This is a genomic window from Vibrio aerogenes (assembly GCF_024346755.1).
Lineage (GTDB): Bacteria > Pseudomonadota > Gammaproteobacteria > Enterobacterales > Vibrionaceae > Vibrio > Vibrio aerogenes.
Genome location: NZ_AP024861.1, coordinates 1374709 through 1389787 on the forward strand (window position 1 = coordinate 1374709; position 15079 = coordinate 1389787).

A 15079-nucleotide genomic window follows, 5' to 3' on the forward strand; every position below is an offset into this window, starting at 1 on the left:
GCGTGTATTTTGCTCGCCTGCCGTATAACTGATAAAAATATACGGTTCGATTTCGATATATTTAAAAATTATTATACCGAAACTTATCGTGTGAACAGACTGTGAGCTTCGGTATAAATCGTTCTATTCTTAAGAGGATTAATCATGCGCATCATTCTTTTGGGTGCTCCAGGGGCAGGAAAAGGAACACAAGCACAATTCATCATGGAAAAGTATGGCATTCCACAAATTTCTACTGGTGATATGCTGCGTGCCGCAATTAAGGCAGGTACTGAACTTGGTAAGCAGGCTAAAGCAGTTATCGATGCTGGTCAGCTGGTTTCAGATGATATTATTTTAGGCTTAATCAAAGAAAGAATTGCTCAGTCAGATTGTGAGAAAGGCTTTTTACTTGACGGATTCCCCAGAACAATTCCTCAGGCTGATGGATTGAAGGAAATGGGTGTTGAGATTGATTACGTGATCGAATTTGATGTTGCTGATGATGTGATTGTTGAACGTATGGCAGGTCGCCGTGCTCACCTTGCATCAGGGCGGACATATCATGTGGTTTACAATCCACCAAAAACAGAAGGTAAAGATGATATTACGGGTGAAGATCTTGTCATTCGTGATGATGATAAAGAAGAGACAGTTCGTTCTCGTCTGAAGGTTTATCATGAGCAAACTGCGCCATTAATTGATTATTATGGTCAAGAGGCTTCAGCCGGAAGAACAACGTATCTTAAATTTGATGGAACCAAACAGGTTGCTGAAGTCAGTTCAGATATTGAAGCAGCCTTAAGCCGTTAATTGATTGGCAGTGGTTTTGGTTTTATGAGAAAGCGGCTCTTACGAGGCGCTTTTTTTCTTTCCGGTTCAGGGCATGATGGCGTTGCTTTCTGTGGGTGGATATAAAGAGGATTGAGAACTGCAATGAAAAATAATAGCAAGCAAGGAATTTTATTAGTCAATCTGGGAACGCCTGACGCGCCAACAGCATCAGCGGTAAAGCGCTTCTTAAGTGAATTTTTGCATGATCGCCGGGTTGTTGATCTGACCCGATGGATATGGTGTCCGGTTTTGCATTGGATTATTCTGCCGCGCCGTTCGCCCAAGGTTGCGAAGCTTTATCAATCCATATGGATGGAAGATGGCTCTCCTTTAATGGTTTTTTCCCGGTCACAGGCAGAAAAATTACAGGAAAAAACAGGTATTCCTGTTACTTTTGGGATGAGCTATGGCTCACCTTCAATCCAGGATGGTATCAGTTCACTTATTCATCAGGGCGTGACTGAGATTGCCGTACTGCCTTTATACCCACAATATTCAGGTACGACCACCGGTAGTGTGTTCGATCGGGTTAGCCAAAGTATACGTGCGGTATCTGTTATCCCGAAGCTGCACTTTTTCAGCCATTACTATGATTCCCCTGCCTACATTCAAGCGTTGGCCTCAAAAGTCAGGGAGTCGTGGAAACAGCATGGTAAAGGCGATTATTTATTGTGCTCATATCATGGCATTCCTCAGCGATATGCCGATAATGGTGATGTCTATCCGCAGCATTGTCAATCGACAACCCGTTTGTTAGCCGATGCATTGGGTCTGAATGAACAACAGATTGGTATGAGCTATCAATCACGTTTTGGCCGGGAAGAATGGTTGCAGCCTTATACTGATGAGACGCTGAAAAAATTGCCCGGAAAAGGGATCAGGAATATTGATATTATTGCACCGGCATTTTCTGTGGATTGTCTGGAAACACTGGAAGAAATTTCAGAAGAATGCCGACAGATTTTTGAAGAAGCCGGTGGAGAGGTGTTTACCTACATTCCCTGTCTGAACGATGATGATGAACATATTGAAATGATGTGTCAGGTGCTCGGCACAGAACAAGTGTAGGGGCGAAAATTGAAAAGGCATCTCAGATGTTTGCAGATGCCTTTCATCGTATTACGTGTTATGCAGGTACTTCTTCGGGAGTTGCATGTTTCAGGTACGCAGGTTGTTCTGCGCCGTGCATCCACTGAATCAGTTGGGATGAAAATAGTAAGAGGATGAGGCCACATACGGTTGCTGTTACGGCGATACCACCAAAAATAGCGAGTGCACCCAACTCACCTACATGCGCACCAATCAGGCCGGCAACGTAGTTTGCTATCGCATTAAATCCAAACCAGACCCCCATCATCAGTGAAGCCAGCCGGAGAGGTGCTAGTTTCGTTACCATAGATAAACCGATAGGGGATAAGCATAGTTCGCCGATTGTATGGAAGAAAAAGGCCCCAACTAACCAAAACATTGATGTTTTGACGGTTAAGTCACCCCCTTGTTCCAGTACTGCCCCCACCATACAAAGAAACCCTATTGCCAGAAAGAATAAACCAAAGGCAAATTTAACCGGAGAGTTGGGTTCCCGTTTTCCTAATTTTATCCAAAGTGCAGCTAATACCGGCGCGAGTGTGATAATAAAGAATGGGTTAAGCGACTGGAACCATGCTGCTGGTATTTCAAAATTACCCAGCATGCGATCAGTATATTTTTGAGTATAGATATTCATCAGTCCACCAGCCTGTTCAAATCCAGCCCAGAAAACTACAACAAATAACCCCATAATCAGAATGACTTTCAACCGGTCAATTTCCTGCTTACTTAAAGGCTGTTTGCTGGATGAATGTTTTTTATTCATGTCTCTCGCAGCCGCAGGGATCATGCCTATATTTCCCAGCAGCGATTTAGCAAAAATAATCTGAATGATAATGCTGATGACCATGCCTGTACCTGCTGCCGCAAAGCCCGCTTTCCAGCCATAACTTTCAGTCACAGATCCGGAGATGACTCCGGCAATTAGCGCGCCAAGATTGATTCCCATATAAAAAATGGTAAATGCACCATCACGGCGATGATCTCCTTCTTCATAAAGGTCACCAACCATTGTTGAAATATTCGGTTTAAACAGGCCGTTACCAGCAATTAAAAGTGCAAGTCCGAGATAAAAAGTCTGAGTTGTACCTAACCCCAGAGATTCATGAGGAAGAGCCAGTGTAAATTGCCCCGCAGCCATTAAAGCGCCACCGGCAAGAATCGACTTTCTCTGACCAAAATAGTTATCGGCCAGCCAGCCGCCAATCAGCGGAGTAATGTATACAAGACCGGTATATATGCCATACAAATCTAATGCTTCTTTTGTTGTCCAGCCCAGACCGCCATGCAAGGTTGTATCAGTGAGATATAAAACGAGAATGGCACGCATTGCATAATAAGAAAATCGTTCCCATAGCTCTGTACCGAAGAGCAGGAACAAACCTTTGGGATGACCCCAAAGCTGATGTTGGTTTGTCATATATTCTGTCTGTGATTTGTGTATAAGATGTTTATTTTACTTTAATAACATGTGTTAGGTAAATATTTTGACTTATGATCAAAGTCAAGAGTATTGTGTTTTTGGTTAATATTTGTCTGGTGACTTGGCCTGTTTTATCTTGAATTATTTTGTTGGCAGGGTGTTTTTTTGAGGAATATATTTTCTCCCGTTGGTTTCTGTTCCCGTCGGTTTCTATGGGTATGGATAAAAAAAAAGAGACACAATTATTTGTGTCTCTGCATTGCTTGCTTTGTGGTTTTCCGGTTTCATTTGACAGATACCGGAACAAACCCGTTTTAATAAGCGTCGTTGTGAACCATTTGAACTGCGCGACCTGATGGGTCAATACAGTTTTTAAATGATTCATCCCACTCAATAGCCTTTGCTGAAGAGCATGCAACTGATGGTCCTCCCGGTACACATTTCACTGCAGACTCCAGTGGGAACAGTTCTTCAAAAATTTCCCGGTAGACATAGCCTTCTTTTGTTGTCGGTGTGTTGTAAGGGAAACGGTATTGTGCTGTTTCCATCTGCTGATCCGTCACTTTTTCTTCTGCGACAGACTTGAGTGTATCGATCCAGCCATAACCGACACCATCAGAGAATTGTTCTTTTTGGCGCCAGGCAATTGAATCTGGTAAATAATGTTCAAAACATTCCCGTAAAATGTGTTTCTCCATTTTACCGTTTCCACACATTTTGTCAGCGGGATTCAGGCGCATAGCTACATCAATAAACTCTTTATCAAGGAATGGAACCCGACCTTCCACGCCCCAGGCTGCAAGAGATTTATTGGCACGTGCACAATCAAACATATTTAGTGCAAGCAGCTTGCGGACAGTTTCTTCATGAAACTCCTGCGCATTTGGCGCTTTGTGGAAATACAGATATCCACCAAAAATCTCATCAGCGCCTTCGCCGGAAAGCACCATTTTAATGCCCATCGCCTTGATTTTTCGCCCCATCAAAAACATCGGTGTTGATGCCCGAATTGTCGTTACATCATATGTTTCAATATGGTAGATAACGTCTCTGATCGCATCCAGTCCTTCCTGGACGGTATATGTCATCTCGTGATGTACGGTGCCGATTTTCTCAGCAACTTCTTTAGCTGCTTTGAGATCAGGAGCACCTTCAAGACCGATAGCAAATGAGTGTAACTGTGGCCACCATGCGGTTGATTGATCATCGTCCTCAACCCGAAGTGCTGCGTATTTTTTTGCAACAGCCGAAGTAATCGAAGAGTCCAGACCGCCTGAGAGTAAAACGCCATAAGGTACGTCTGTCATTAATTGTCGTTTTACAGCTGCTTCAAGAGCCTGAGTTAGTTCTTCTTTCGATGTTGTATTACCTTTAACGGCGTTATATTCATTCCAGTCACGGACGTAATATCTGACAGGCGTTTCGTCTGATGAGCTGTAGTGACAGCCCGGAGGAAATTCACTGATTGTTTTGCAAACAGGTACCAATGCCTTCATTTCAGAAGCAACATAGTAATTCCCATGCTCATCCAGTCCCTGATAGAGCGGAATGATGCCAATGTGATCCCGGCCGACCAGGTAGAGGTCTTTCTCTTCATCGTAAAGAACAAATGCAAAAATGCCGTTGAGTTCTTCAAGCAGTTCCACGCCAAGATCCTGATAGAGAGCCAGAATGACTTCACAGTCAGAATCTGTTTGAAAATCGTATTTATCTTCGTAACGGGCACGGAGTTCTTTGTGGTTATATATTTCTCCGTTCACAGCCAGTATGTGTTTTTTATCCGGACTAAAGAGGGGTTGAGCACCACTGTTAAGACCAACAATAGCCAATCTTTCGTGAGCCAGTATCGCTTTATCAGATGCATAAATTCCTGACCAGTCGGGGCCCCGGTGGCGAAGTTTTTTAGACATTTCAAGTGCAACCGGACGTAGTTTCGATGCATCGCTTTTAATATCCAGAATACCGAAAATAGAACACATACTCATTCCTTAATAAATTTTTTATTTGTAGTTAATTTGCCAGTATTCCTTAAAAAAACAACCCATTTTTAATTGTTCTGATAAAAACAACCCTTGGCTGGTGGATTTAATTTAAAATAAATGCCAATAAGTTGAATAAAATTCATTTCCTGGTGTGTTTTTATTCGGGTTATGGCTGACTGCACATAGTTTACATAGCATGTATATACTCTGTATATGAAGAGACAGTGACTTGCTAACACGATAAAAGATATGATCTTTTATCGTGTTTGGTTTATTTTTCGAGTAACTTCTGAAGCAGAACACCATTAAGCATGGCTCGTTTAATCATCGCGAAAGCAGCTATTGTCGGTTGCTTATAGACTTGAGAAGCAACAATCGGTAGCTTCTGATGGAATGCTTTTAAGGATTGGTTTTGAACGTTTCTTTCAATGGCAGGAAAAATCAGTTCCTGAGCTGTTGTCACATGTCCTGCAATCACAATCTTTTGTGGATTAAACAGGTTGACAGTGATCGCTACTGCCTTGCCCAGGTAGTTGCCTACTTTGATCAGTGTCTGTCGTGCGAGCTCATCTCCCTGGTTGGCATGGGTACAAATATCTTCAATAGTCATATTCTGTAACTCATTCAATGTCGACTGATAGCCCTGACTTAATAAGTGGTTGACACGTTTTACAATGGCCGGGTTAGAAGCAACAGTTTCAAGACATCCGAAGTTGCCGCATTGACACTGAGAACCCAGTGGATCAATCTGAATATGACCAATTTCACCCACGTTGCGGTTATAGCCAAGAAAAATTCGTCCGTTGACTATCATACCCGCACCGGTTCCGCGTCCGACACTAATCAATATTGAATCCTGGCAGTCCTGACTGGCCCCCAGATAATGTTCAGCAAGGGCTAAACCCCGAATATCGTTGCCGATAAAGCATTCAACACCAAAATGTTCTTTAATGATGTCCCCAAGTGCGAGTGCGTCTACATCAACGTTGTGCATGTACTCAACAACGCCTGTTTCCGGATTAACCAGTCCCGGGAGCACAATACCAATCGCTATGAACTGCTCAATCAGCTGTTTTTTATCGTCAATAAACTGCTGAATATAACGAATCAGACCATCAAGAAGTTCGCTTTGATGCTGATAATCAAACTCATGGTATTCAGAAGTCAGTTCTTTACCACTTAAATCATATAAACTAATCTGGATATAGTCCCGGCCTAAACGTACTGAAACCGAATGAAAAGGAACGACTTCTGTTTCAAGAGAAATTGCTCTGCGGCCACCAGTTGAGGCTTGCTGCGCGACTTCTTTAATTAAGCCTTTTTCCAATAGCTGGCGCGTTATTTTCGTCACGCTGGCGGGAGCCAGCTGACTGATTTCTGCAACCTGAATACGGGAAATAGGACCTTGCTGGTCAATGAGTCGATACACGGCTGCACTATTGAGTTGTTTGACTAAATCTACATTACCTTTTTGCGTATCATTCATGACTAATTATGTCCGTGTTTTTTCAATATTAATGTCAGTCTTTGTATTAAAGAGAATGTACCACAAAACAGAGAATCGGGTCATTCAACGTTTTACAGGTAATAACCTGAAGGGGCAGCTTTGAGTTCTGAGCCGGAAACAATCGAGCAAAAAGAAGGGGCAAACAAAACTGTGCTGGTTGTATCTTTATGTGACACATGCCGGTAATATACTGTGATGTTGGTAAAAATAAAGCGATCCCTGTTTCCGTCACCTGTAGCTGTGGTTCTGGTCACTAATTATATGGAAATTATAGTTTAATCCGCTTTGCAGCATGTTTGTTTCGATAAAAATGATCAATCGCATGAAATAATCGCAAGAAAAATAGTCTTTGTATTGTTTCTTTTATGAGAATTGTGGATGATTAGTCACTGCATGTAAGGATTATGATTGGATTTGCTGTGTTTTTGACCGGCAAGACAAGGCATTAAGAATACTAAATAATTTTGTTGAGGTGTTATAGATGAGTGAAGCTGAGGCTCGTCCATCGAATTTTATCCGCCAAATCATTGAGAAAGATTTAGCTGAAGGTAAACATACCAGTGTACAGACTCGTTTTCCCCCGGAACCAAATGGTTATCTTCACATTGGGCACGCGAAGTCAATTTGTCTGAATTTTGGTGTTGCTCAAGATTATCAGGGGCAGTGCAATTTGCGTTTTGATGATACTAATCCGGAAAAAGAAGATCTTGAGTATGTTGATTCAATAAAAACTGATGTTCAGTGGTTGGGTTTTCAGTGGGCCGGAGATGTGCATTACTCTTCTGACTACTTCGATGAATTATATGGTTATGCAGTTGAATTGATCGAAAAAGGATTAGCTTACGTTGAAGAGTTAACGCCTGAGCAAATCCGGGAATACCGTGGGACTCTGACACAGCCGGGAAAAGAAAGTCCCTATCGTGACCGTAGCATCGAGGAAAACCTTGCTCTGTTCGAGAAAATGCGCAATGGGGAATTTAAAGAAGGCGAAGCCTGCCTGCGTGCTAAGATTGATATGGCATCCTCATTTATGGTCCTGCGCGATCCTGTGTTATATCGGGTACGCTTTGCTCATCACCATCAGACAGGTGATAAGTGGTGTATTTATCCAATGTACGATTTTACCCATTGTATATCGGATGCTCTGGAAAATATTACGCACTCTTTGTGTACTCTTGAATTTCAGGACAACCGGCGTTTGTACGATTGGGTGTTAGACAACATCAGTATACCGTGCCATCCCCGGCAATATGAATTCAGCCGTTTGAACCTTGAATATACGGTGATGTCGAAACGGAAACTCAATCAACTGGTGACAGAAAAGTTAGTTGAAGGGTGGAATGACCCACGTATGCCAACAATTTCAGGGCTACGTCGCAGAGGGTTTACGGCTGCGTCAATTCGGGAATTTTGTAAAAGAATCGGTGTAACCAAGCAAGAAAATATGATTGAGTTCGGGTCTTTGGAGTCTTGTATTCGTGACGATCTGAATGAAAATGCACCAAGAGCCATGGCTGTCATCGATCCGGTTAAAGTGATTATTGAGAACTTTGAGGCATCGCAGACAGAAGTTCTGAATCTTGCAAATCATCCTAATAAGCCAGAAATGGGAACCCGGGAAGTACCTTTCACCCGTGAAATATGGATTGAACGTGAGGACTTCCGTGAAGAAGCGAATAAAAAATACAAGCGTTTGGTTCTTGGAAAAGAGGTTCGGCTCAGAGGTGCTTATGTGATTAAAGCTGAGCGGATTGAAAAAGATGAACAAGGTCAGATTTCAACGATTTATTGTTCCTATGATCCTGAAACTTTGGGTAAAAACCCTGCTGATGGACGGAAAGTTAAGGGAGTGATTCACTGGGTATCTGTAGATAAAGGATTACCCGCTGAAATCAGGTTATATGATCGGTTGTTTTCTGTGCCAAACCCGGCAGCTTCTGATGACTTTCTCAGTACAATAAATTCCGAATCTTTGGTATGCAAAAAAGGGTTTGTTGAAGCCAGCCTTGCAGAAGCTCAGCCAGAAACTGGTTATCAGTTTGAGCGTATGGGGTATTTTTGTGCGGATAATCAGGACTCTTCATCGGATGCTCTGGTCTTCAATCGAACTGTTGGATTGAGAGATACATGGGCAAAAATTGAAGCCTCTTAGCAAGTTAGGGTAAAAAGCCAGCAAAATGCTGGCTTTTTTATACACTATATCTGTATGTGATTGCATTTTATATTGATATTTCACATAAAAAATGTGTGAGGTTGAGGCAATTATTGTGGGCTAAACGTTTTTTTTGTCTATCTCCTATAGTTTTGCTGGTGTAATCCGATATAGTTAACAGATTATTAAATTCATTATTACCTGAGCACGTAGCTGAGCTTTATATGCGTCAATTTTTTAACCCTCTGTTGTTATCTGTATTAATAACAGTTGTGACTCACATTTCTTTCGTTAGTGCAGAGAGTATTCGTCTGGTTGGACCTACAGGCGAAGTTCGTTCTTCACCACAACTTAGTGGTATCGTCAAAGCTGATTCACTTCCTGAGTCATCGACTGGCGAGCCTTCATCTCTTTATGGCCCAACTTCAGGAAAGGAAACGCTTTGGTCGATAGCTTCGAAGCTCAGACCTTCGAATCAAGTCACTGTCCAGCAGACATTACTTGCAATTTATCAGCTGAATCCGCAATCATTTGAATTGCAGAATATTCATAAGTTAATCCCGGGAAGTATGCTTAGGGTACCCTCGCTTGCACAAGTCAGTCGTTTAAAGAAAGATGAAGCGATGAGAGTAATGGCGGAGCATCAGCGTCGACTTAATGGCGTTGTTGGACAACCTCAAAGTCCTGTCAGAACCGTGTCGGCTCCTGCTGATTCAGCAGAATCATCCCCACGCTCATCCCGAATTAATATTCAGCGGCAACCAGAAGCACAAAAACCAACGTCTGATCCGAAGATCGACAAGCAGGTAGTATCTGTTCCTGAGGCTGTGAGTAAAATTACAGAAGCGCCCAAAGCTGATCAATCACCTGAAGAAAAATTGCCTGTTCTTTCCCTTGCTCAAACAGAGACGGCATCATCTGGCTCTGAACTCCAGGCTTTGGAAGAGAAAAATCATCACTTAACAATGATGTTATCTAAAGTTCAGACTGAAGTGACTGATCTGAAAAGTGAATTGGGAGACAAAGATAAGATTCGTTCAGAAGTAGAAAAACTTCTTGCTGCAGAACGGAAAAAAAGGGATGAGAAGCTGCGTTTAGATCCGACACCATTGGATTTACTGCTTGCGAATGGTTGGCTGGTTGCGGCATTGACCCTGATTCCGGGAGGATTAATTGCTTTTGCACTGGCGATGTTCCTTGGCCGGCGTTCATCTGCAGCAGAAGATGAATCCACAAACCTTTCTCCGGCTACTGCTGAAGTAGATGATGAAGCTGTCAGTATTGGTGAAGCCAATATGGAAGATAGTGGAGAAGAGCTTGATGAACTGATGTTGGATGATGATCTGTTCAGTGGAGGCGCAGATAAAGATGAAGATGATGAATCCGAGATAGATGAAAATGACGTTTTCGCCGAGCTGGAAGATGTTGATCTTGACTTAGACGATGATTCTGAAGAAGACCTGTTTGCGGGTATCGATGATGATGGTGATCTGGTTGATACTGATTTGGATGATTTATCGTCCGGTTCCAGTGATATTAGTGTCAACGGCGAAGATAAGGCAGTTGGTCTTGAAGAGATGGAAAAAGCGTTGGATGACGCTTCATTATCTTCAGATTTAGATGATGATTTTGATCTGTCAGATTCTGGTGACGCAATTTCTCAGGATGAAATTGAGACGTTACTGGATGAAGACGGCCCATCTGAAGAGTTGGGTGCAGATTCAGTTGATCAGGGCATGCTGGATGATTTGTTATCCGATACTGAAATGGATGACTTCCTTGATGAAGAGCCCTCCTCTGAACATGATGATCTTGATAACGACTTAGATCTTTTACTAAATGAAGATTCTGACGATCAGTCAGCGATTGATTTTCTTGACTCTGAAGAAGAAAGTACAGAGCTTTTGGATGAACTTCTTGAGGAAGAGGACGTCGTCACAGATCTCTCTGATGAAAGTACAGAATTGCTTGATGAGTTGATTGATGAAAACTCAGAGGTCGCTCAGAAATCAGAACCGATGGATTGGGATCAAGAGCTTGATGAACTGACAGGCGACGACACTCCTGATGAGGACATAGATTTCTCCGGAGCTGATACCTTAGATGAATTATTAGAAGAAAGTGAGTTGCCTGCTGGCAGCGATTTCGAAGAAGACAGCGCTGATTTACTTGATGAATTTATTGATGCTGATGATTCTTCGGCGACTGACGATATTGTCGATTTTGATACCCAAGATGATGTTGATGATTTATTAGAAGAATCTCCGATTGATGACGGTACAGAGCTGTTTGATGAGTTGTTAGAGATTGAGCGTGATACGGAAAACTCAAACCTCGATGATGAAGATTTCAATCGCGAAGATTTTATTGATGATTTGATTAGTTCCGCACCAGACGCTGATCCTCTGTTGGATGAGACCGGACCGGAGGATGAAAAAGCTGAATCCGGGGATAATCTGAAACAGCGCGAAAGCGTTGTTGAAAACGAATTTGGCATACCACAAGACTCTGACTGGTTAGTTGATGAGGATGAGGAAGAATCTGGTGATGATAGTGGATTTGAATTACCAGATTTTGATGAAGCCGAAGCGTTGGCTGAAGTAGAAGATTTATCTGATTTTCTTGATGAAACAGTTCATCCGGAATCAGACATTGAGCAGGAACCCACTCAGGCAAAGTCACATACAGCTAATGATGATCTTGATTTATCCGACTCTGATAAATCAACAGACACATTAGCTGGTGAAACAGAAAATTTAGATTTACCGACAGAGTCTGCTGCAGATGAGTGGTCTGATGAACTATCTGATGATGAATTTGAGTCAAAGATAACGGAAAGCGATGCCGATCTGTTGGATGAATTGGATGATCTGGATGTTTCGGACTTAGACGATTTGACGACTGAGCTGGAAGATGAATCTGTCACTGAACCGGAATCAGCGCAGGCTGAAGCTGAGTTAACGGAAACCGAAGCTGAAGAAGAGATTGCGCAAGAAAGCGATGCCGATCTGTTTGATGAGTTGGATGATCTGGATGTTTCGGACTTAGACGATCTGACGACTGAGCTGGAAGATGAATCTGTCATTGAACCGGAATCAGAGCAGGCTGAAGCTGAGTTAACGGAAACCGAAGCTGAAGAAGAGATTGCGCAAGAAAGCGATGCCGATCTGTTTGATGAGTTGGATGATCTGGATGTTTCGGACTTAGACGATTTGACGACTGAGCCGGAAGATGAATCTGTCATTGAACCGGAATCAGAGCAGGCTGAAGCTGAGTTGACAGAAACCGCAGCTGGAGAAGAGATTGCACAAGAAAGCGATGCCGATCTGTTTGATGAGTTGGATGATCTGGATGTTTCGGACTTAGACGATCTGACGACTGAGCTGGAAGACGAACCTGCCATTGAGCCGGCATCAGAGCAGGCTGAAGCTGAGTTGACAGAAACCGCAGCTGAAGAAGAGATTGCACAAGAAAGCGATGCCGATCTGTTTGATGAGTTGGATGATCTGGATGTTTCGGACTTAGACGATCTGACGACCGAGCTGGAAGATGAATCTGTCATTGAACCGGAATCAGAGCAGGCTGAAGCTGAGTTGACAGAAACCGCAGCTGAAGAAGAGATTGGACAAGAAAGCGATGTCGATCTGTTGGATGATCTGGATGTTTCTGATTTAGACGATCTGACAACCGAGCTGGAAGATGAATCTGTCATTGAACCGGAATCAGAGCAGGCTGAAGCTGAGTTGACAGAAACCGCAGCTGAAGAAGAGATTGCACAAGAAAGCGATGCCGATCTGTTTGATGAGTTGGATGATCTGGATGTTTCGGACTTAGACGATCTGACGACCGAGCTGGAAGACGAACCTGCCATTGAACCGGAATCAGAGCAGGCTGAAGCAGAATTGACAGAAACCGCAGCTGAAGAAGAGATTGGACAAGAAGAAAGCGATGCCGATCTGTTTGATGAGCTGGATGAAGTTGACTTTGACGTGCAGCCTGCAGAGGAAGCAGAGGAAGATGCTCCGGCAGAGATGACGGAAGCACCGGCTGATGAGATTGAGTCAGAGCCGGAAGTGCCGGACGAAGCGCTGGCTGATATCCCGGAAATCGAAGATGAAGCGACTCTGTTTGATGAGCTGGATGAAGTTGACTTTGACGTGCAGCCTGCAGAGGAAGCAGAGGAAGATGTTCCGGCAGAGATGACGGAAGCACCGGCTGATGAGATTGAGTCAGAAACGGAAGTGCCGGATGAAGCGCTGGCCGATATCCCGGAAATCGAAGATGAAGCGACTCTGTTTGATGAGCTGGATGAAGTTGACTTTGACGTGCAGCCTGCAGAGGAAGCAGAAGAAGATGTTCCGGCAGAGTTGATGGAAGCACCGGCTGATGAGATTGAGTCAGAGCCGGAAGTGCCGGATGAAGCGCTGGCTGATATCCCGGAAATCGAAGATGACGAGGCTCTGTTTGATGAGCTGGATGAAGTTGACTTTGACGCGCAGCCTGCAGAGGAAGATGTTCCGGCAGAGATGACGGAAGCACCGGCTGATGAGATTGAGTCAGAGCCGGAAGTGCCGGATGAAGCGCTGGCTGAGATCCCGGAAATCGAAGATGAAGCGGCTCTGTTTGATGAGCTGGATGAAGTTGACTTTGACGTGCAGCCTGCAGAGGAAGATGTTCCGGCAGAGATGACGGAAACACAGGCTGATGAGATTGAGTCAGAGCCGGAAGAGCCGGACGAAGCGCTGGCTGATATCCCGGAAATCGAAGATGAAGCGGCTCTGTTTGATGAGCTGGATGAAGTTGACTTTGACGCACCGTCTGCAGAGGAAGATGTTCCGGCAGAGATGACGGAAGCACCGGCTGATGAGATTGAGTCAGAGCCGGAAGTGCCGGATGAAGCGCTGGCTGAGATCCCGGAAATCGAAGATGAAGCGGCTCTGTTTGATGAGCTGGATGAAGTTGACTTTGACGTGCAGCCTGCAGAGGAAGCAGAGGAAGATGTTCCGGCAGAGATGACAGAAGCACTGGCTGATGAGATTGAGTCAGAGCCGGAAGAGCCGGACGAAGCGCTGGCTGATATCCCGGAAATCGAAGATGAAGCGACTCTGTTTGATGAAGAAGATCAAGAGAACGTTATTTTATCTGATGATGAATTGCCTGATTTTGGTGAAGAAGAAGCATTGGAAGCCTTCTCTTCACAGGATGAATCTGAGCCTGTTGCTTTTGAAGAAAACTCATTTATTGATGATGTTGATTTACCTGAATTTGACGAAAAAGATGCGCTGTCTCTTTTGTCTGAAGATGAAGGCGGGCCAGATCTTCCGGAGAAAGAAAGTCAATTGCCTGAAAGTGATGGGGCAGATTTTGTTTCTTCGGTGCAGCCCGGAACTTCGGATACAGCGTATCAATCTCAGGCCGCTGTAGATGTTGAAACTGCTGAACAGGATATTCCGGCTGCAGATTTTGATGAGGAGACGCTTCATCAGCTCTTGACGGAAGATGACACGGGAACTTCTGGCTCGTTTACATTTGATCCAAACATGGACGAGGATACGATGTTTAGTGCCGGTATGGATATTGAGTCCATGCTGGACATGGGAGGAGAAGACTGGAAAGGATTTAAGCTCTCTCCGGAACAGCAGGCTTCTATATCCGAAGATGTTCCTGAAGACCAGAAAGATATCTGGAGAGATGATCTTCAGGTTCATGAACCTCAGGCAGACCTGGAAAACTGGGCTGTTCAGGATGACTTAGCAGAAGATGGTTCAGAAAGGCATTTATCCATTGATGAACTGATGGCTCAGGTCGATGCAGAAGGCGGAGAATTTGACGACGCTGATTTCAAACTGGATGTTGGATTGAATGAATTTCCTGATGTGATTGGTGAAGTGGAAAATATTGATGTGGATAATAACTCTGAAGCTGCCGGTAAATTAGATTTAGCAAAAATTTACATCGAAATGAATGATAACAAAGGAGCAATTAAACTGCTCGAACAGGCGATTGTTGATGGAAATGATGATATTCGCCGCGCCGCTAAGCAATTAATTGATGGGTTGAACGGTAAGCGTTAAGCATTAGAAATTACTGAAATATCGTATTATACTTCCGGG

General features: G+C 43.7%; 7 protein-coding genes. 4 read left to right on the top strand and 3 right to left on the bottom strand.

The window, feature by feature from the left end:
- Positions 1–144: 144 nt before the first annotated feature.
- Together adk and hemH are read left to right on the top strand one after the other, a co-directional pair.
- On the top strand, positions 145–792 hold the full coding sequence (gene adk, locus OCV29_RS06240) for an adenylate kinase (protein ID WP_073603814.1): 648 nt from the start codon (positions 145–147) through the stop codon (positions 790–792).
- A 123-nt stretch (positions 793–915) separates the two neighbouring features.
- Entirely contained in the window at positions 916–1881 is a 966-nt protein-coding gene (hemH, locus tag OCV29_RS06245) for a ferrochelatase (protein ID WP_073603813.1), read from the top strand.
- 58 nt (positions 1882–1939) lie between these two features.
- On the opposite strand, the gene OCV29_RS06250 is transcribed toward hemH, so the two are convergent.
- From OCV29_RS06250 to nagC, 3 genes are all read right to left on the bottom strand, one after another.
- Positions 1940–3322: a peptide MFS transporter gene (locus OCV29_RS06250; RefSeq protein WP_073603812.1), complete on the bottom strand. Its 1383-nt coding sequence runs from the start codon at positions 3320–3322 to the stop codon at positions 1940–1942.
- 317 nt (positions 3323–3639) lie between these two features.
- Positions 3640–5304 carry an asparagine synthase B gene (gene asnB / locus OCV29_RS06255; RefSeq protein WP_073603811.1) on the bottom strand — a complete coding sequence of 555 codons (1665 nt, stop codon included), beginning with the start codon at positions 5302–5304 and terminating at the stop codon, positions 3640–3642.
- 274 nt (positions 5305–5578) lie between these two features.
- Positions 5579–6793, bottom strand: a complete 1215-nt coding sequence (nagC, locus tag OCV29_RS06260) for a DNA-binding transcriptional regulator NagC (protein ID WP_073603810.1) — start codon at positions 6791–6793, stop codon at positions 5579–5581.
- A gap of 502 nt (positions 6794–7295) precedes the next feature.
- Here nagC and glnS point away from each other — a divergent pair.
- Both glnS and OCV29_RS06270 read left to right on the top strand, forming a co-directional pair.
- Complete coding sequence (gene glnS / locus OCV29_RS06265) at positions 7296–8966, top strand: glutamine--tRNA ligase (RefSeq protein WP_073603808.1); 1671 nt, start codon at positions 7296–7298, stop codon at positions 8964–8966.
- A 224-nt stretch (positions 8967–9190) separates the two neighbouring features.
- Positions 9191–15040: a FimV/HubP family polar landmark protein gene (locus OCV29_RS06270; protein WP_261887377.1), complete on the top strand. Its 5850-nt coding sequence runs from the start codon at positions 9191–9193 to the stop codon at positions 15038–15040.
- Positions 15041–15079 lie beyond the last annotated feature (39 nt).